Here is a 19,080-nt window from a genome sequence, read left to right as displayed (position 1 = left end):
GGTCACAGCCACTCCGGGACCAGGTCGGGGTTGGCGTCGACCCAGTCGAGGTAGTCGGCCAGCCCTCGGCGCAGGTCGACCCAGTCGGACCACCCCAGCAGCTCGCGCATCAGCGTGACGTCGGCGGCGGCCCCCTGGGGGTCCCCCGCGGGGCGGGGGCCGAACTCGACCGTGGTCCCCGGGACCAGCCCGGCCACCTGCCGTGCCAGCTCGGCGATCGACGTGGCCCTTCCGGTCCCCACGTTCACCGTGGCCCCCACCGCCCCGGGAGCCGTCAGGGCCGCGATCGTGGCGCCCGCCACGTCGGCCACCGACACCAGGTCGCGGACCTGGGAGCCGTCGCCGTGGACCACCAGAGGCAGCCCTTTGAGCGCCCGCATCGCGAAGATCGCCGCGCACCAGCTGTGGCTGCCCTGCTTGGGCACCTGGTGGGGCCCGTAGACGCTGAAGTAGCGCAGCACGGTGACCGGGACGCCGAACAGCTTCCCGTAGAGGCGGGCCTGCCGCTCCGACCACGTCTTGGAGTTGGCGTAGAACAGCCCCGGCTCCCCCAGCGGGTCGCCCTCCCGGAAACGGGACCCGTCGTGGGGGCGGTCCCCGTAGACCTGCGCCGAGGAGGCGATGACCAGGCGTTGCAGGGACGCGTCGCGTGCCGCCTCCAGCACCGTCTGCGTCGCCGCCATGCTGGCGAAGTCGCGCCGCGGGTCCCTGGTGCAGGCGGCCACGTCCGCGCACGCGGCCGCGTGCACCACCGCGTCGGCCTCGGCGACCAGCGGCCGCACGACGTCGGGGTCGGCGGCGTCGCCCCGGACGATCCGCGCCCGCTCCCGGACGCCGAAGCGGGCGCCGTAGTCGAACCCGTAGCCGTCCAGGGTGTCCAGGACGGTCACCTCGGCGCCCGCCTCGGCGAGCCCGCGCACCACGTGGCTGCCGATGAACCCGCAGCCGCCCGTCACCAGCACCCGCAGGCCGGCGGGGGCGGGGCGGGCGGAGGAAGAAGTGTCAGACATGGAACCTCCGAAACAGCTCCGTCGAGGAGGAGGTGACACGGTCGTCGGTGTGGACCAGGCGCCCCCCGAGCTCCTCGACGACCGCCGCCTCGGCGCGCAGCCGCGCCCCGGGGCAGTGCCGGTAGTCGGGGCCCTTGACGTACAGGTGCGGGCGCACCGCCCTGATCACTTCGATCGCGGTGGGGCCGGGGGCCGCGCACACCCGGTCGACCGCCTCCAGTGCGGCGATCACCGCCATGCGCTCGTCCAGGGTGAAGGCGGGGCGTCCCGGCCCCTTGGCGCAGACGCTGTCGGCGCTGACGCTGACGAGCAGCACGTCGGCGAGGCGGGACGCCTGGTCGAAGTGGTGGACGTGCCCCACGTGCAGCAGGTCGAAGCAGCCGTGGCACAGGGCGACGGTGCGGCCCGCCGCGCGCGCCCGCTCGGCGGTCTGCGCGAACTCCGCGAGGTCGACCACCTTGTCCGTGCGCGGCCGGCTCACCGGTGGCTCCAGGCGGCCGTGCGGGCCAGGCCCGCCGCTCCCACGAAGCGCGCCGCGGCCTCGGCCCGGCTGCCCGCCTCCAGCTTCTCCAGGATGGCGTGGACGTGGTTCTTGACGGTGTGCAGCCGGATGCCCAGCCGGACGGCGATCTCCCGGTTGGAGCGGCCGGCCGCGATCAGGGCGAGCACCTGGGTCTGCCGCGAGGTGAGCCGCCTGCCGCCGAGGCTGCCGCGGCGGGCCGTCTCGGTGATCGCCGCGGCCAGGCTGTCGATGGACTCGGTCGCCGAGACGAAGCCCGCGGCCCCGGCCTGAAGGCACCGGACCACGGACTCGTGGCGTTCGCCGGAGCCGACGACGATCGTGGCGGGGCCGCCCGAGGCGGCCAGCCGGGCCACGAGCCCGGCGCTGCCCGGGTAGGCGACGTTCATGACCACCACGTCGTAGCCGTTCCAGTCGACCCCGTCGGAGACGTCGTGGTGCCCGGTGGCGGCCAGTCCCAACTGCCGGAGCCAGGCGGCCACGCTCTGGGCGTACAGGCTGCATCGGTCCACCACCGCGACGGTGGGGCGGTTGTTCATGGGTGTGCTCCAAGGTGGATCGGGGCTGCGATCCGGGTTCGGGGGAAGCCCAGCGAGGCGGCCTCCGCGACGTGGCGTCCGGCGTGGTCCGCCGCCAGCTCCAGCGCCCGGGGCCAGTCGTGTCCCGCGTCCCGTGCCGCCAGCAGGGCCGCGGTGAACGCCTCGCCCGCGCCGTTGGTGTTGACCGGGGGTGTCGCGGTGGGCGAGGCGGGGCGTTCGACGCGCGCGCCGTCCGCGGTCAGCAGCGTGCTGCCGCGGGGGCCGCGGGTGACGACGAGCGCGGGGACGGCGCCGATCTCGGGCAGCGGCGCGATCAGGTCGTACTCGTGCTCGTTGACCACCAGGAGGTCGACCGCGCCGAGCAGGGCCGCGCGCTCCTGCCGGGGCAGGGCGCACAGTTCGCGGCACTGCTGGGCGTGGGGGTGCAGCACGATCCGCCGCCCCTCCAGCCGTGCGGCCAGGCCCCGCAGCACCGTGGGCGAGCAGACGAGGACGACGTCGGCGCCGGGGTCCACCCGGTCGAGCACCGGACGCGGCTGCGACCGGTGGGTGGCCACCACCGAGTCCAGTCCCGCGTCGATCAGGGTGACGGAGTGGTCGAGGGGGCCGGGGCTGTGCCGCGCGCGGACCCGGACGCCCTCCGCGGCCAGCACCTCCAGCGCCGCCCGGGTGTCGGGGCCGTCGCCGACCACGGTGTCCAGGAGGACGTCGGCGCCGAGGCGGCGCAGCGCGACCGCCAGGCACAGTCCCGGGCCGCCGGGGGAGCTCTCGTGCGCGCGGGCGTTGAGGCTCACGTCGAACTCGAAGGCGGAGTCGAGCCGGTAGACGTCGTCCCGGTAGGTGCCTCCGACGACCTGGTAGAGGGTCACCGGTGCGCTCCCCGCGCCGCCAGCTCCTCCAGGTCGGTGACGAGGACGTCCAGAGGGGGCAGGGCCAGCATGCTCCGCTGCATGGCCCGGGCCCGCGCCCGGTAGCCGGGGTCGGACAGCACCGTGCGGCAGGCGTGCGCCACCTGTGCCGCGTCCAGGGTCTCCCAGTCCAGTTCGACGGCGAGCCCTTGTTCGGAGCAGGTCCGCGCGATCAGGTGGTTCTCGGCGATCCACGGGATGGCGACCATGGGGACCCCGGCGCGCAGGGCCTCGCGGACGCTGGTGAACCCGGCGTGGGTGACCAGCAGGTCGACCGTGTCGAGCAGCAGGGGCTGGGCGATCACGTCGACCACGTGCACGTTGTCGGGGACCGCTGTGCCCAGGTCCGCGGGCTTCTTGCCCGCTCCGACGGCCACGACCGCCTCGCAGTCCAGTTGCCCCAGCCCTTCGATGATCATCGCCAGGTGGCCGTCGGCCGCGCGGAACAGCGGGGCCACCGTGCCGAGGCTGGCGTAGACCAGCGGGCGGGCGGGGTCCAGCCCGGTGACGAGGTCCGGCAGCCGGTCGCCGGGCAGGTCCACCGTGTGGTGCCGGTAGCAGCGCAGGGTGGGGATGGCCGTCTCCGCCGGGTCGTAGTGCGGCGGCATGAAGTGGGCGTGCAGGTAGGCGTAGACGCGGCTGCCGTCGGGGTCGGGGGGAAGGCCCAGTTCCTGGCGGCGCTCCCCCAGCGGGGGTGCCAGGAGGGCCAGGTCGAGGAACTCGGTGATGCGCCCCACCACCCCGATCGAGGCGTGCGGGACGCCCAGGACCTCCGCCGCCAGGTAGCCGCCGAGCTCGTAGGCTTCCCGGACCACGATGTCGGGGGTGAACTCGCGGGAGCGCTCCAGCACCTCCTCGGCCATCGCCAGGGCGCCCTTGCCGGGGATTCCCTGGGTGACCAGGCGGTTCATCAGGAGGGTCAGCTCCTGCGGCGGGATCCTCCTGGCCTCCACGAGCGGTTCGAGCATGCCGGTGATCCAGTCGTGTCCGGCGGGGAGGAAGCGGAGCCCGTAGCGTTCGACCTCCTCCTGGAACGTGGCGGGGGCGCAGACGGCGACCTCGTGCCCCCGGCGCTGGGCCGCGTATGCCACCGCGACGAGCGGTCGTAGGTGCGTCTCCACGGGCAGGGTCGTGAACAGGATGCGCATAGGGGGCGCCTTTCCGTGCTGGCCGGGCGGGAGGGGCGGCCGGTGGGCGCCGCGGCGCCCACCGGCCTGGTTCGGGGGATCAGTCCACCAGCCGGACCAACTGGCTCTCGGTCATGGTCTTCAGGCACACCAGGCGGCCGGACTCGTCGTACAGCTCGACGTTGCCCTGCTGGCGGTAGGGCTGGCCGAGCGGGGGGATACGGGTCAGGTCGCAGTGCATGATCGCGGGCTCCCGGTTGGTGAGCCGGCCCAGCGGGGTCTCGGCCATCACGTACACCTCCTGCACGCTGCGGACCGGGTCGGTGCCGAAGTTGACCAGCGGGCCCACCTCCAGGCGGCCGAACGTGGGCCGCATCATCGGGTCGATGCCGCGGCCGACCAGGAGACGGACGGTCTCACCGGGCCACAGCTCGGTGCTGGTGCCCACCGCCTCGTAGGTGAGGGTCTCCAGGTCCAGGCGCAGCGCGCCGTCCAGGGTCAGCACCGGGTCGTGCAGCCGGATCTCGGACGACTCGCAGACCAGGGTCATGGTCTCCTCGGGGGTGTCGGCGGCGGGGTCGTCGCCGAGCTTCAGCGTGATGGTGGTCTCGACCCGCGCCTTGAAGCCGAGGGAGCCGTCCGTCAGGGCCCGGCGGGGGATCATCACGTCGACCAGGTGGCTGGTCTTGGAGTGCAGCAGCTCGGCTGCGAGGGCCGGGTCGGCCTCCCGCAGCCGCTCCCGCAGGTTGTCGGTGACCGTCATTGCCTGCTTTCCTTCCTCTCTTCGGTCGGTTTCCGGCCCCTTCAGTTGCGCCAACCCGTCCGGACCGGTTCGGCCAGGTAGGCGTCGATTGCGCGGAGCAGCGTCTGGGGCACCGGCAGCGGCTCGAACCCGCTGGGTGTCCGGCGCAGCCAGGCCACCTGCTGCTCTCCGCGGGCCATCAGGGCCTCGGCCCCGCTGGTCCGCCAGTACTCGAACAACAAGGTCATGCGGTTCTGGACGACCTCGCCGACCCGCATCCGCAGGGTGACCTCGTCGAAGGCGACCAGTTCGTCCAGGTAGTCGCACGCGGCCCGCACCGTGACGAGGGCGTGCTCGTGATCGAGGGAGTCCAGCACCTCGGGGGCCGTGCGGCGCAGGAACAGCTCGCGGCAGTGCCCCTGCCAGCGCAGGAAGTGGGCGAAGTACACGTTCCCCAACTGGTTGGTCTCCTCCAGGGTGACCACGTGGCGGTACTCGAAGACGTCAGGCATCGCGCAGCCTCCCCTCCGCCGCCACCGCGGCGACGGACTCGCTGTCGGCGTGGGTGATGACGGTGACGGCGCCGGAGGCCAGGACCGTCCAGCGGCCCTCCCGGCGGCGCAGGACCAGCGGTCCCGCCGGGCTTCCCGTGCACTTGCGGAGGGCTTCGCGGGCCGCCCAGACGCGGGCCCTGGCGGTCTGCGGGTCCTCCCCGGGGGCGGCCTCCGCCAGCACCTCGGCCAGCGCCGTGCCGTCCGCGCCGAGCAGGTCGTCCCACGGGACGGAGTCGACGCCGTCGGCGTCCCTGCGGACCAGGTCGACTCCCACGGGTCCGGGAGCCGTGGCCACCATCGTGAGGTCGCCGCTGTGGGTCACCGAGACCAGCGCGCCGGTGGAGACCTCGGGGCGCCCGTCGCCGCGTCCCCGCACCACGACGTCGGGGCCGAGGAGCCGCCGGACGCCGCGGGCGCGGCGCTGCACCCGGGTGCCGCCGATCTCGACGGTCATGCGCAGGTCCCCCACGTCGCACCAGTCCCGGACGCGCCGTTGCAGGTGGGGGGCGAGCAGCGCGGGCGCGATCCGCTCCGGTCCGGCGCCCATCACGCGCAGCCGCAGGCCCTCCCAGCGCTCCAGCAGCGTCCCCGAGGAGTCGACGACGTCGAAGTCGAAGACGTGCTCCTGGTCGGAGGCCTCGCGCTCCCGGGCGTGCAGGACGGCGTCGGCGGGGGCGGTGCCGAAGACGGTGATCCGCTCCACGCCGACCGGCAGCAGCCGGGTGCCGGGCAGGCACGCCTGGAGCGCGTGGATGGCGGCGTCCCTGCGTCCGGGGTCCCCCAGCAGCAGGGTGGGGGGCAGGTGCGGGGCGAACCAGTGGCAGGAGCCGTCCCCGGCGAGTTCGGCCACGCAGCCGTAGCCGCTGAGTGCGCGGTAGGCGCGGACGCGCCGCAGCGGGCCGTCCTGGAACAGCAGGCTGCCGTAGAGCTCCTCGTCCGGCCGCAGCGGCACCGGTTCCTCCGCCACCGGCTCCGGCGGCACGGCCCGCTCGGCGGAGGCGCCGTTCTTGGCCGCGCAGGACGCGGTGAAGTGGTCGACCGCGAACCGGGTGGTGGAGCTGCGCAGCACGGTCCGCACCGTTCCGTCCGGGCGGAGCAGGGCGGCCACCCGCAGCGTCACCTCCTCGTCGCGGGGCACCACGACGGGGGCGGCGAAGGAGACGTCGGTGAACACCGGGGGTTCGGTGGTGCCGGCCAGCACCGCCGCGGCCTGGGCCATGGCCTCCAGGCCGAGCACCGCGGGCAGCAGCCGCTGCCCCTCCAAGGCGTGGTGGTCCAGGTAGCGGTCGGTGAGGGAGGAGACCTGGACGTCGGCCACGAACTCCACGCCCGGCACGAGGCGGCGGGGGCGTTCCAGGTAGCGCAGCATCGGCAGGTCGACCGGTTCGCCGCGCAGCGTCGGCGCGTCGCCGTAGCGTCCGGTGACCACGACGCCGCCGGACAGGTCGGGGGCCGCGAGCAGCCGGTGGAACAGGTCCACCCCCGTGTCCAGGGGGATGGGGTCGATGCCCCGGCGCACCAGCGCGTCCAGCACTCCCAGCCGCTCCCCCATGCCGCCGCCGGCCCACACCGACCAGTCGACGGCCAGGCACCGGCAGTGCGGCAGGTCGCGGCGCAGATGCTCGGTCAGGGCGCCCAGCCACTCGTTGGCCAGGGCGTAGTGCGCCTCGCCGGGCAGGCCGGTCCGGGCGATGAGGGAGCCGAAGGCGACGAAGCAGCGCAGGCGGTCGCGGTCGACCGCGGCGAGGAGGTTGCGCGCCCCCGCGATCTTGGTGGCGACGGTGCGGTCCAGTTCCGCGCGGTCCAGCCGGTCCAGCGGGGTCGGGGTGTTGACCCCGGCGGCGTGCAGCACCGCGGTGACCGGTCCGAGCGCGGTGCCGAGCCGTGCGACCGCTTCGCGCACCGCCGCCGCGTCGCACACGTCGGCCCGCTCGTAGCCGAAGACGACGCCGTCCTCGGTGAGCCTGCGCAGGCCGGCCGCCAGTTCGGGGTCGGTGTCGGGGTCGGAGCGGCCGAGCAGGGCGAGGCGGACCCCGGTCCGCAGGGCCAGTTCGCGGGCGCACTCCAGGCCGATGCCCTTGCCTCCGCCGGAGACGAGCAGCACGTCCTCGGCGCTGAACGGCGGCTCCTCCGGCCGCTGGTCGCCCAGCGGCCGGGGGCGCAGGACGGGGACCGTGCGGCTGCCGTCGGGGTGGTAGCGGCACTCGCTGTAGTCGGTCAGGGCGTGGACCTCCCGGGTCACCTGCGCTGCCGCCCTGCTGTCGTCGCGGCAGACGGTGACCACCGCGGTGGGCAGCCCGGTCTCCAGGTGCACGCTCCGGGCGAACGCCGCGCCCGAGGAGTACGGGCCGCCGTCGGCGACCTGGACCACGACGAGCCGCCGTGCCCGGCGCACCGCCTCTGCGGCGGCCGCGAACAGCCCGGTGGCGTCGGCGGGCTCCCGGTCCGGCGGGGGGCACAGCACCAGCGTGTCCTCCCCCAGGTCGGCTTCGGCGAGTTCGGCGGCCAGCCGGTCGCCCGGGGCCGCGACCACGCGCGGACGGCCGCGGACGGTGCCGGTGCCGCGCGGGGCGGGGAGCGGCCGCTGGGCGTCCTCGACGGTGAAGACCCGCACCCACGGCTCGACGCCCGCGACGGTGTCCTCCTGCTCGTCCGCTCCGGCGCCGTCGGCGGCGTTGCCGAGCGCCTCGGCGATCTCGGCGACGCTGGCCCCGGCGTACTCGGTGACGTGGGGCGGCACCGGGACGCCCAGGCGCCGGGCGGACTCGGCGACCAGTTGGGCGACCGTGATGGAGTTGAGGTGGAGGTCGGCGGCGAGCCTGCTGTCGGCGGTGACCGCGCCCAGCGGGAGTTCGACCCGTTCCGCGACCACCCGCCGCACCACCTCGACCGGGTCGTCCCCGGGGTCCGCGGGGTCTGCGGGGCGGTCGGCGGCCTGCGGGGTCGGGGGCCGGGATGCCGGGGCGGGCCGCGGGGCCGGTGCGGGTGCGGTGTCGCGCGGCGCGGACTCGCACGGGTTGGCCAGGAAGACCGGCCGGTGGTCGGCGGGGAGCGGCCGCAGGAGGCGGCCCTCGAACAGCGCCTCGGGCCGCACGTCCTGGCCGAGCGCCCAGGCCGCGGCGGCGGCGCGCAGCAGCCCGGACAGCGACGCGCTTCCGGCGTCCACGGCGAAGGCGGTCTGGCCCAGGTCCGCGACCAGGCCGGTGAGGATGTGTCCGGGGCCGGCCTCGATCCAGCAGTCGACCGGTCCGGCGGCGGCCACCGCGTCGGTGAAGCGCACCGGGGCGGTGATCTGCCGGGTGAGGTGGGCGCGCAGGTCGGTGCCGGGGTCCAGGGGAGCGCCGGTCACCGTGGACAGCACGCGGCGGCGGGGCGCGCCGAGGGGGACGCCGTCGAGGACGCGGCGGAAGGAGGCCGCGGCGGGGGCGACGAGCGGCGAGTGGAAGGCGTGGGAGACCGGCAGCCGGACCGCGCCCAGGTCGCGCACCACCTGGTCGACCGCTGGGGTGCGGCCGGAGACGACCGTGGCGTTGGGTCCGTTCACGCAGGCGACCACGGTTCCCTCGGGCAGCCGCGCCTCGACCTCGGCGGCGGGGGCCGCCACCGAGGCCATGGCGCCGTGCTCGCCGGGCAGGGCGGCCATCGCGGCGCCCCGCTCTCCGGCCAGCCGCAGCAGGTCGTCCCGGTCGACGGCGCCCGCCCAGTGCAGGGCCGCGAGTTCGCCGAGGCTGTGGCCCACGGCGAGCGCGGGGCGGATGCCGAGCGTGTCGAGGGCGATGAGGGAGGCGACGGTGGCCGTGGTGATCCTGGGCTGGGCGACGGCGGTGTCGGCGGGGTCTCCCTCGGGCGGGGTGCAGCGGTCGTAGAGTTCGGCGACCTCGGGGAAGCGGCGGGCCAGTGCGCCGCCGCCGCGTCCGGCGCGTGCGGCCTGTCCCGAGCACAGCAGGCCGATGACGGGCGGGGCGCCGTCGGGGCGGGGCGGGGCGGTGAACACGCGGGGGCCCAGGAGCCGCCGCCCGGATCCGACCGCCTCGGCCGCCGTGTCGAGGGCCGCGACCAGCTCCTCGGGGGTGGCGGCCACGACCGCGGCCCGGTGGCGGCCCGCGCCGCGGCCGTGGGCCAGCCGGGCGGCCAGGTCGGCCATCTGGGCCTGGGAGAGCAGGGCCGCCTGCTCGGCGGTGCGGCGCAGGTTCTCCCGCAGTTCCTCGGGCGAGGCCCCGTCGAACAGGAAGAGTTCGCGGTCCTGGGGGGTGGCGCCCAGGCGTGCGGTGCGCGGGTCCAGTCCGCGGCGCCGGTGCGCGCTGACCCCTTCCAGGGTGACGTGGGTGTTGATGCCGCCGAAGCCCATCGCGCTCACCGAGGCGCGCAGCGGCCGGTCGGCGGGCCAGGGTTCGGGTTCGCGGAGGATGCGCAGCACGGCCTGCGGCCCGGTGAGCAGTTCGTGCGGGTCCTCGCAGCCCACGGTGGGCGGCAGCACCTGGGTGTGCACCGCCATCGCGGCCTTGATGAGGCCCGCGGCGCCGGCGGCGGCCTTGGTGTGGCCGATGAGCGCCTTGACGGAGCCGATCGCGGCGCGCGGGCTGCCGGGGGCTCCGACGGTCTGGGTCAGCGCCGCCAGTTCGGTCCGGTCTCCCACGGCGGTGCCGGTTCCGTGCGCCTCGAAGTAGGCGACCGTGTCGGCGCCGAAGCCGGCCCTGCGGTAGGCGCGCTCGAGGGCGCGGCGCTGCCCGGCGGTGTCGGGGCGGGTGATGCCGGCGCTGCCGTCCGAGGAGATCCCCCAGCCGCGCAGGACCGCGTAGGGGCGCAGTCCGCGGGCCAGGGCGTCGTCGAGTCGGGTGAGCACGAGCATGCCGCAGCCCTCGCCGGGCCAGAACCCCTGGGAGCGGCGGTCGAAGACCCTCATCTGCTCGCGGGCGAGCGCGCCGGTCCGGGCGAAGCCCACCATCTCGAACGGGTCGATGCTGAGGTCCACTCCGCCCGCGACGACGATGTCCGCCCGGCCTGCGGCCAGTTCCTCGCAGCCGTTGATGACCGCCAGCAGCGAGGCGGCGCAGGCGCCGTCCACGGTGTACCCGCCGCCGCCGAAGCCGAAGTGGGAGCAGATCCGGCCTGCGATCGTGTTGGACAGGCTGCCGGCCAGGGTGTCGCTGTCGGGGACGGGGAAGGTGTCGCGGAAGCGCCGCCCCAGCTCCTCCAGCAGTCCGGGGTCGTCGATGCCGCGTTCGGCGAGCAGCCGGGCGGTGATCCGCCGTACGAAGGGCCAGCGGGTGCGCAGCACGTGGGCGCGGGTGAACTCGCCGGTCAGGGTGTTGCCGACGTAGACGGCGGTGCGGTCGGCCGTGTCGGGGTCGGCCTGGCCGCCGTGGAGCAGTCCGGCGTCGGCCAGCGCCCGGGCGGCCATGTCCAGGGCCAGCCAGTGGGTCAGGTCGGTGCTGCGGTAGGTGGGGCCCGAGACTCCGAAGGCGACGCGGTCGAACTCGTAGCCGTCGATGACCGCGGCGTGGGTGAGGGGGATCCGGTCCGGGTCGTCTTCTCCGTAGTAGTCGGCCAGGTCGAGGCGTTCGGGCGGGATCCGGCGGAAGGCCCGGCGGCCGGCGAGCGCGTTGTCCCACAGTTCCGCGGGCGAGGCCGCGCCTGCGTAGCGGCAGGCCATTCCGACGATGGCGATGTGCGGCATCACGCCACCTCCCGTCGGGACGTCCCGTACAGGTAGAGTCCGCGCACCGCGCAGACCACCACGAGGGCGAAGAACATGCCGAAGGCCACGTGCATCGAGGTGAGCACGCCGTAGATGGCGGCGACCGCGAATCCGAAGAAGACCTGGTTGCGGGGGCGGGTGGGGGTGGTGGCCGGGTCGGTGACCATGTAGTTGGTGAACAGGACGAACGCCAGGCCGGTGACGGGGGCGAGCGTGGCGGCCAGGGGGGCTCCGAAGAGGAGGGCGCGCGCCACCGCCTGCGCCGCGAACCCCGTGACCCAGCCGGCGATGAGCGGCATCCGCTTGGTCAGTTTGGAGTTGAGCAGGGTCCCGGTGGCCACGATGATCCCGGGCAGCACCCAGTCCCACACCCCGGTGGTGTTCTCGGTGAACTGGTAGGGGGGCGCCATGCCCACCCAGGTGAAGGTGAACAGGGTGACGGCGATGCCGAAGTTGGACGGGTTGAGCACGTGCCGCTCGCCGCGGCCGATCCGGACCCGCAGCACCGCCTTGGAGCCGAGGGCGACGACCACGCCGAACACGACCACCCAGATCTGGCCGCCCGAGTAGAGGAGCATGCTGACGGCCAGTGCGGTGATGTGCGCGGGCAGCAGGAAGTCGACGAGGGCCACGGGCCCGCCGGCGAACCGCGGGCGGCGGCCGGCGAGCCGGGCGTCCAGGTACTCCAGGCCGAGGTCCACGGTGTAGCCGGTGGCCAGGGCGACCAGGGGGCAGATCAGCGCGGGTTCGAAGCCGAGGAAGGCGTATCCCGCGATGTTGAGGACGGTGATGGCCACGGCGAACCGGCGCAGTGCGGCGATGCGCACGTCCGGCCGTTTGCGTTGGGCCGGGGGCGGGGTCTCGGAGACTGCGGTCGGTCGCACCTGAACGTCGGTCATGAGTCGCTCCCCGTCTCGGACGGCACGGTGGCCGCGGTCTCGGTCAGCAGGATCGTGTGGGAGCCCGGGGTCAGCCGGACGGTCTCCTCGTGCGTGCGGCCCCGGTCGTCGCGCCACGCGACCGTCACGTCCAGCGGGGTGTCGGCGGGGTGGTCCCCGAGGCCGAGGTGGATCTCGTGGCCGCGTTTGCCGGAGTGGCCGCTGCCGCCGTCGACGTGTCCGATCCGCGGGTGCTGTCCGGGCACGTCCACCCGGGCGGTGGCGCCCACGGCGGGGGTGGTGCCGTGGCCGGCGGGGCGCACCAGGCGCAGGGTGAGGAAGCTGCCGGGGTCGGGCGAGTCGTTGCGGTAGAAGACCGGTGCCGCCCACTGGTTGGCCACCGCGATGTCGAGCCGTCCGTCGCCGTCGGCGTCGCCCAGGGCGATGCCCCGGCTGACGGTGGTCTCTCCCAGGCCGACGAGGTCGGACACCTCGGCGAAGACGCCCTCCCCGCCGTCGCGGGCGAAGAACTTCACCCCGCCGTCGCCGGACAGGTCGGTGCCGGGTCCCAGGGCGGGCCAGGATTCGGGGTGGGCCAGCAGTTCGTCGTTGGACAGCGCCAGCTCCTGGATCTCGGGCCAGCGGTTGACCTCGCCGGCGACGAACCCGACGGCCTGGACCACCTCGGTGTGGCCGTCGTTGTCGAGGTCGGCCATCCGCGCGTCCCAGCCCCATCCGCTGCGCGCCAGGCCGTAGTCCTCGCTGCGGTCGACGAAGGGGGCGCGCCCCTCGGCGAGGTCGCCGGGGCTGCCGGTGCTGGTCCACACGAAGTTGCTCTCCTGGAGCGCGTACTCTTCGGTGATGTTGCTGACGACCATGTCCAGGTGGCCGTCGCGGTTGATGTCGCCGAAGTCGATGCCCATGCCCTTGAAGGAGTCCCGGCCGAGGACCTTGGAGCGGGGCGTGGTCAGGGTGCGCTCGCCGGTCACCACGGCGAAGCGCGGCTCGCCGGGGGTGGAGCGGTTGTGGAGGAGGCGGTCGGGGCCGAAGTCGTTGGCGATGTAGACCTCGGGCAGGAGGTCGCCGTCGAGGTCGGCGGCTCCCAGCGCCAGCGCCCACCCGTTGGACATCTCCTCGTCGAGGGCGTCGCTGGCGTCGCGGAACAGCGCCTCGTCGTCGCCGGTGCCCAGCAGCAGGCGGTTGGTTCCCGCGTTGTAGGCGCGCGACATGGAGTGCTGCATGGTCACCTCGCCCTCGCCGTCGGCGTCGAGCACCGGTGAGCCGTCGGGGAAGTAGTTGCCGAAGAGCAGGTCGAGCCGTCCGTCGCCGTCGAAGTCGGCGGTGACGGCCGCGTTGGTGTTCCACCGCTCCTCGAGTCCGGGCAGCAGTTCCTGGGCCCGGAAGTTCTCGGCGGTCATCTCCCCGCCGGCGGCCAGGTGCAGGGTGGGGGTGCGCCCCCAGTAGTAGACGACGAGGTCCATGCGGCCGTCGGTGTTGGCGTCCACCGGAAGGCAGCCCATGGGGGCCACGCTGTCGTCGTCGTACAGCCCTTGCAGGTCGAGGGCGAAGGCGGGGTAGCGCCGCTGCGGGGCGGTGGGGGCGGCCGCGACGATCGCCCGGTCCACGCGGGGGTCCACGTAGCACAGGTCGTTGGAGAGCCCGTCCCCGTCCAGGTCGGTCAGTGCGACCCCCGCCCCCACCGAGGAGATCCACGCCTGGATCCGCTCGTAGTCGGGGTGGACCTGCCGGGTCTGCTGCATGGGCAGGTCCGGCGGCAGGTCGATGGGCAGGGCGGTGAAACGGTAGGACTCGGCGATCCGCTGCTGCTCGGCCTCCCCCGGGCCCGCCGGGCGGGCCAGGAGGAACGCGGCCAGGATCAGCAGCAGAGCCGTGCCGCGCACGATGTAGGGTCGCAGCTTTGACGTTCGGTCAGTGGACACGTTCCTGCCTTCCGCTCAGCCTTCGGGCCACCCGGCGCCGCCAGATCTCGTAGGAGGGGGGTCCGGAACCGCCTGCCGGCGGAAGCCCGGCGAGTTCGATGTCGGTCACCTGTGCGGCCTGTGCGGCGGAGACGCCCGCCAGGACCTCGACGGCCGTCTCCGCGTGGTCGGGTACCGGGCCGAGGAGGGTGAGGGCCTTGGCGGCGAAGGCCGCTCCCTGGGCCAGGTCGCCCCTGTGGGCGGGGGCGAGGTCCAGGAGGCGGTCCGGGGGCCGGCGCCCTCCGGCGAAGACCGCGGCCAGGGCCACGCCGCTCCACAGGTCCCCGTGGTAGGACGGCCGGTAGCGCGCCACCTCGACGGCGATGAGGTCGGGGTCGGCGCAGCAGGAGAACCACAGTGCCCGCCCCACGCCCTGCGCCGCGGCGTGCGCCGCGTACCCGGGGAGGGGGGCGCGCACGGGCCGGTCGGGGGCGAAGAAGAGCTGGTGGAAGCCGTATCCGTCCCAGGCCAGCCAGCCCAGCAGCGAGTCCAGTTGCCGCAGGATCCGCGGCCACAGGATCTTGGGCAGGCGGGCCAGGGCCCATCCGGAGCCGACGTGGGCGGTGTAGACGCTGTGCGCCGCGGGCCCGGTGTGGAAGGCGCGCAGCCGGTCGCGCCGGCGGGGGGAGAGCGCGTCGAGCAGGGCGAGCGCCATGGCGGCGCCCTCGTAGACGAAACCGGAACCGGTGCCCTCCCGGGCCGCGATTCTGGCTCCGGCCTCCTCGGGCGCGTCCAGGGCGATCCTGTAGCCGCGGACGAACTCCGCTCCCGCGCTTTCCAGACGGGCCACGTCGCCGGGGTCTCCCCGGTGGAATCCGCGGCGCTCGAACAGCACCTCGTCCGGGGATATTCTCAGTAACCCGTTGCGCAGCGGCGACGGAAAGCGGGTCGGGGCGACGCTCTCCATTCGCAGTTCCCTCCATCAGGCGCCCAGCCGACGCAGCAAAGCGTAAATTGCGACATTTTGCCGTCCAATAGGGAAATCTTCCTGTTTCGAGACCAAAGGGGTACTGTAAAAGGACTAGATATCCCGTAGTTTCTTTCGGGGGACCAGGCCGGTGCGTTATAACGGGCGCATGATTGCTGTTGTGGGGGCGGGACTCGCCGGCCTGGCCTGCGCAGTGGAATTGCGGCGCTTCGGCCACGAGGTCCAGGTCTACGAGGCGTCGGACCGGGTGGGAGGACGGTGCTGGACCGTGCGCGGTGCCTTCCCCGACGGGCGCTACGTCGAACGCGGCGCCCAGCTCGTCGACTCCTCCCACACCGCGCTGCTCTCACTCATCGCCGAACTGGGCCTGGAGGTCCGGGACCTGGCCGAGGCGCAGCCCTCGGAGGCGGCCCCCCTGCTGTGGTGCCACGGCGGGCCGTACTCCCTGGAGGACGCGGCGGCCGACTTCGCGGAGATCCAGCCGACGGTGCGCGCCGACCACCTGGCGGTGGGCCCCTCCCCCGGCCACGGGCGGATGACGCCGCGCGCGCAGGAGCTGGACCGCCTGTCGGTCGCGGAGTACCTGGACCGGCTGACCCCCGGCTCCCGCCTCAACCGCCTGCTGCGGACCGCCTACACCTGGGAGTTGGGCGCCGACGCCGAGGAGCTGAGCGCCCTGTACCTGGTGACCCTGCTGGGACGCAACGGTCCCGGCGAGTTCGAGCTGTTCGGCCCCGGCGACGCCCGCTACGCGGTGTGCGGCGGGACCGACCTGATCACCGCCCGGCTCGCCGACCTGCTGCCCGACCGGATCCACCTCGGGCACGCGCTGGTCGCGCTCCGCCGCGGCGCCGCGGGGTTCACCCTCGTGTTCGACCACGGTGCGGCGGTGCGGGAGGTGCGCGCGGACCGCGTGGTGCTGGCGCTGCCGTTCTCGGTGCTGCGCGCCCGGGTCGACCTGAGCGGCGCCGGGCTCAGCGAGCGCAAACTGCGCGCGGTGAACGAACTGGGCATGGGCTCCTCCAGCCGTACCCACCTGGAGTTCCGGGGGCGGCCCTGGCTGGCCGCGGGGTGCGACGGCGCGTCGGTCTCCGACACCGGGTTCCAGACCTGCTGGGACGAGACGCTGGGGGACGGAGGCGCCACCTCCGTGCTGGTGAACCTGCGTGCCGGGCGCGCGGCCGGCCGGGTCGCCGACGACGCGCGCACGGCCGCCGAGGAGTTCCTCGCCGAGTTCGACTCCCTGCTCCCCGGCGTGTCGGCCCACTGGACCGGGCGCGCGACCACCTGGAACTGGTCGCGCCACCCCTGGTCCCTGGGCTCCTACGCCTACTACCGCCCCGGGCAGTTCGGCGATCTGGCCGGGACCGAGGCCGTCCCCGAGGACGGCTGCCACTTCGCCGGCGAGCACACCAGTCCGCACGACAGCGGCATGAACGGCGCGGTGCTGAGCGGCAGACGCGCCGCGCGGGAGATCGTCGGCGCGCTGTGAGGCGCCCGCCCGCGCCCGGTGTCGGCCTCACCCTCCCGGCGAGGGCCGGCGGGCCTGCGGGACGCCGACCGAGACGGACAATCGAAAGGAAGCAGCATGTCCAACCCCATCGAGCCCAACCTCGTGGTCGTCAACCTGCCGGTCAAGGACCTGGAGGCGGCCCGGGCCTGGTACACCAGGGTCCTGGGCAAGGAGCCGATCGGCGAGCCCGCCCCCGACAACGTCGAGTTCGAGCTCGCGCCGAACGTCAACCTCATGCTCACCACCGGCGACGAGGACGCCGCCGAGGCCGGGTGCAAGCTGATGCTGGGCGTGGCGGACCTCAAGTCCGCGCGGGACCGCCTCACCGAGCTGGAGGTCGAGCACGGCGAGGTCCAGGAGATCGAGGGCGCGCTGGCCTGGACCGACTTCAGGGGGCCGGAGACCCACCGCCTCACCCTGGTCCAGGCGCTGGGCTGACCTGGTCGCGACCGGAGGACCCGACGTGTCCGTCCCGCGGGGGCGGAGGCCGAGACCGGCCTCCGCCCCCGCGGCCGTTCTCCCCGGCCCGTTTCCGTCCCAGGCTTGGTCCTTAAGCTTCATGTGCTCGGCCGGGGGCGCTCCCTACAGTGAGCCCATGACCAAGAAGCAGAGCGTGACCGGCGGAAAAGCCGCCTACGGCGACGGGATCGCCGACGTGTTCGACGCCTGGTACGGGGTCGAGAGCTCTGACGAGTGCCTGACCACGCTGCGCAAGCTCGCGGGGGACGGGCCGGTCCTGGAGCTCGGTGTCGGCACCGGCCGGGTGGCGGTCCCCCTGGCGGCGTCAGGGCTCCAGGTGACCGGGATCGACGCCTCCCCGGAGATGATCGAGCAGCTGCGCGCCAAACCCGGCTCGGAACGGATCACGGTGGTCCAGGGCGACCTGGCCGACGCCGACGTCGGCGACGAGGAGGCCCGCTTCTCCCTGATCACCTGCGTCGACAACACCCTGTTCCTGCTGGAGTCGCAGGAGGAGCAGGTGCGCTGCTTCCGCAACGTGGCCCGTCGGCTCACGCCCGGCGGCCTCTTCGTCATCGAGGTCCCGGCCCGGGTCCCCCGGATGGACGAGGACGAGCACGGCGTGTTCGTCGAGAGTGTGAGCGCCGACCGCGTCGGCCTGTGGATCGTCGACCACAACCGCGCCGAGCAGCGGATGTTCATGCAGCAGGTGTCTTTCGAGAACGGCTCGGTGCGGCTGCTGCCGGTGCCGGTGAGGTACGCCTGGCCCGCGGAGCTGGACCTGATGGCGCAGATGGCGGGGCTGCGGCTGCGGGAGCGGTGGAGCGACTGGGACCGCACCCCGTTCAGCTCCACCAGCGTCGTCAACATCTCGGTGTACGAGAAGCCGGGAGGCGGCGATGATTGACCCGGGGTCCTTCAAGCTGTGGAACAGCACCGCCATGGCCGCGCACCTGTCCTACCTGGACCCCGACGAGCTGATCGTCGAGGGCGAGGGGGTGCGGGTGCGCGACGCCGGGGGGCGCTGGTTCCTCGACGCGCGGTCCGGCTTCTGGAACGTGACGCTCGGCTACCGCCACCCGGCGCTGGTCGCGGCGGTGCGCGAGCAGGTGGAGCGGCTGTCCTACGGCAGCATGTGGGGCTACGGCCGGCCGACCGGGATCGCCGTGGAGTGCGCCGCGGCCCTGGCCTCCCGGCTGCCCGAGGGCATCGAGCACATCCGCTTCCAGAGCAACGGGGCCCAGGCCGTCGAGACGGCCGCGCTGCTGTCCCGCCACGTCCGCCTGCTGGAGGGCCAGCCGCACAAGAACACCGTGGTGAGCATGTGGGGCGGCTTCCACGGCTTCGGTCCCGGCGCGAGCGCCCTCACCGGCCTGCCCTACCTCCACTACCACGCGGGGCCGCTGCTGCCCGAGGTGATCCACGTCCCCGGCCCCCACGCGCCGGGAGGCGAGGAGGCGTTCGCGTCGATCCTCGGCGACTACGGTCCCGAGCGGATCAGCGCGGTGGTCGTGGAGCCGGTCATCGGGGAGGGCGGCCACGTGCTGGGCCGCGACTACCTGCACCGCCTGGCCGCGTTCTGCCGCGAGCACGACATCCACCTGGTGGTCGACGAGGTCACCACCGGCATGGGGCGCGTGGGCGCCTACACGCGCTGCGAGCAGCTCGGCCTCACTCCGGACCTGCTGCTCCTGGGCAAGGGGCTCACCAGCGGCTACGCGGGCGTGTCCGCGGTCTGCCTGTCGGAGCGGATCTACCGGACCCTCTACGACGCGCCGCTGGAGCGCTTCTTCGCCGCCGGGTCCACCCACGACGGGCACCCCGTCGCGCTGGGCGCGGCGCTGGCCGTCCTGGACGTCCTGGCGGACGGGGAGGTGTTCGCCAACGTCGCAGAGCAGGGCAAGCGGCTGCACACCGGGCTCCAGGAGATCGCCGCCCGGCATCCGTCCGTCACCGCGGTGCGCGGCACGGGGTTGATGTACGCGGTGGAGTTCGCCGAGGCCGCGGCCCAGGACCCCTGGTTCGTCAACAAGGTCCGGCTGGCCGCGGAGGACCGGGGCGTCCTGGTCGCCGTGCTGAACGCGGTCCCCGCGCTCATGGTGATCCCGCCCCTGGTCGTGGAGCAGGGCGACGTCGACGAGATCTGCGCGGCCCTGGACGGCGCCCTGTCCGCTCTCGCCGACGGCTGGTCCCCTCCGGACCCGGCGAAGGGCTTCGTCTGACCG

At 74.2% G+C, this 19,080-nt stretch carries 15 protein-coding genes; 4 read left to right on the top strand and 11 right to left on the bottom strand.

Annotated features, from left to right (window positions below; all coding sequences use genetic code 11):
* Positions 1-2: 2 nt before the first annotated feature.
* The 11 genes from AC529_RS07855 to AC529_RS07805 all read right to left on the bottom strand — a co-directional run bounded on the left by AC529_RS07855 (position 3) and on the right by AC529_RS07805 (position 14,862).
* Positions 3-1,010, bottom strand: coding sequence for an NAD-dependent epimerase/dehydratase family protein (locus AC529_RS07855; RefSeq protein WP_068755138.1), 1,008 nt, complete (start codon positions 1,008-1,010; stop codon positions 3-5).
* A complete protein-coding gene (locus AC529_RS20410) occupies positions 1,003-1,491 on the bottom strand; it encodes an adenylyltransferase/cytidyltransferase family protein (protein ID WP_068755136.1) in 489 nt (162 codons plus the stop codon). The genes AC529_RS07855 and AC529_RS20410 overlap by 8 nt, the downstream gene beginning before the upstream one ends.
* A complete protein-coding gene (locus AC529_RS07845) occupies positions 1,488-2,069 on the bottom strand; it encodes a LuxR C-terminal-related transcriptional regulator (RefSeq protein WP_068755134.1) in 582 nt (193 codons plus the stop codon). Before AC529_RS07845 ends, AC529_RS20410 begins: the two co-directional genes overlap by 4 nt.
* Positions 2,066-2,938, bottom strand: coding sequence for a carbohydrate kinase family protein (locus AC529_RS07840; protein ID WP_068755132.1), 873 nt, complete (start codon positions 2,936-2,938; stop codon positions 2,066-2,068). The genes AC529_RS07845 and AC529_RS07840 overlap by 4 nt, the downstream gene beginning before the upstream one ends.
* Positions 2,935-4,125, bottom strand: coding sequence for a glycosyltransferase (locus AC529_RS07835; RefSeq protein ID WP_068755130.1), 1,191 nt, complete (start codon positions 4,123-4,125; stop codon positions 2,935-2,937). Before AC529_RS07835 ends, AC529_RS07840 begins: the two co-directional genes overlap by 4 nt.
* 79 nt (positions 4,126-4,204) lie before the next feature.
* A complete protein-coding gene (locus AC529_RS07830; protein ID WP_068755128.1) occupies positions 4,205-4,867 on the bottom strand; it encodes a hypothetical protein in 663 nt (220 codons plus the stop codon).
* Between the two features lie 41 nt (positions 4,868-4,908).
* Entirely contained in the window at positions 4,909-5,358 is a 450-nt protein-coding gene (locus tag AC529_RS07825) for an acyl-CoA thioesterase (protein ID WP_068755126.1), read from the bottom strand.
* Positions 5,351-11,077, bottom strand: coding sequence for a type I polyketide synthase (locus tag AC529_RS07820; protein ID WP_068755124.1), 5,727 nt, complete (start codon positions 11,075-11,077; stop codon positions 5,351-5,353). Before AC529_RS07820 ends, AC529_RS07825 begins: the two co-directional genes overlap by 8 nt.
* Positions 11,077-11,997, bottom strand: coding sequence for an enediyne biosynthesis protein UnbU (locus tag AC529_RS07815; protein ID WP_068755122.1), 921 nt, complete (start codon positions 11,995-11,997; stop codon positions 11,077-11,079). The genes AC529_RS07820 and AC529_RS07815 overlap by 1 nt, the downstream gene beginning before the upstream one ends.
* A complete protein-coding gene (locus AC529_RS07810; RefSeq protein WP_198156346.1) occupies positions 11,994-13,916 on the bottom strand; it encodes a CRTAC1 family protein in 1,923 nt (640 codons plus the stop codon). Before AC529_RS07810 ends, AC529_RS07815 begins: the two co-directional genes overlap by 4 nt.
* Positions 13,906-14,862, bottom strand: coding sequence for a DUF1702 family protein (locus tag AC529_RS07805; RefSeq protein ID WP_083948033.1), 957 nt, complete (start codon positions 14,860-14,862; stop codon positions 13,906-13,908). Before AC529_RS07805 ends, AC529_RS07810 begins: the two co-directional genes overlap by 11 nt.
* Before the next feature lie 169 nt (positions 14,863-15,031).
* Between AC529_RS07805 and AC529_RS07800 the strand changes: the two genes are divergently transcribed.
* The 4 genes from AC529_RS07800 to AC529_RS07785 all read left to right on the top strand — a co-directional run bounded on the left by AC529_RS07800 (position 15,032) and on the right by AC529_RS07785 (position 19,077).
* Entirely contained in the window at positions 15,032-16,375 is a 1,344-nt protein-coding gene (locus tag AC529_RS07800) for a flavin monoamine oxidase family protein (RefSeq protein WP_083948032.1), read from the top strand.
* A 96-nt stretch (positions 16,376-16,471) separates the two neighbouring features.
* On the top strand, positions 16,472-16,834 hold the full coding sequence (locus AC529_RS07795) for a VOC family protein (RefSeq protein ID WP_068755117.1): 363 nt from the start codon (positions 16,472-16,474) through the stop codon (positions 16,832-16,834).
* A gap of 157 nt (positions 16,835-16,991) precedes the next feature.
* Complete coding sequence (locus tag AC529_RS07790; protein WP_068755115.1) at positions 16,992-17,762, top strand: class I SAM-dependent DNA methyltransferase; 771 nt, start codon at positions 16,992-16,994, stop codon at positions 17,760-17,762.
* Complete coding sequence (locus tag AC529_RS07785; RefSeq protein ID WP_068755114.1) at positions 17,755-19,077, top strand: aminotransferase family protein; 1,323 nt, start codon at positions 17,755-17,757, stop codon at positions 19,075-19,077. The genes AC529_RS07790 and AC529_RS07785 overlap by 8 nt, the downstream gene beginning before the upstream one ends.
* Positions 19,078-19,080 lie beyond the last annotated feature (3 nt).

It is taken from the genome of Thermobifida cellulosilytica TB100 (assembly GCF_001517975.1).
GTDB classification, from domain to species: Bacteria; Actinomycetota; Actinomycetes; order Streptosporangiales; family Streptosporangiaceae; genus Thermobifida; species Thermobifida cellulosilytica.
This window is presented reverse-complemented; position numbering and strand designations above follow the sequence as displayed.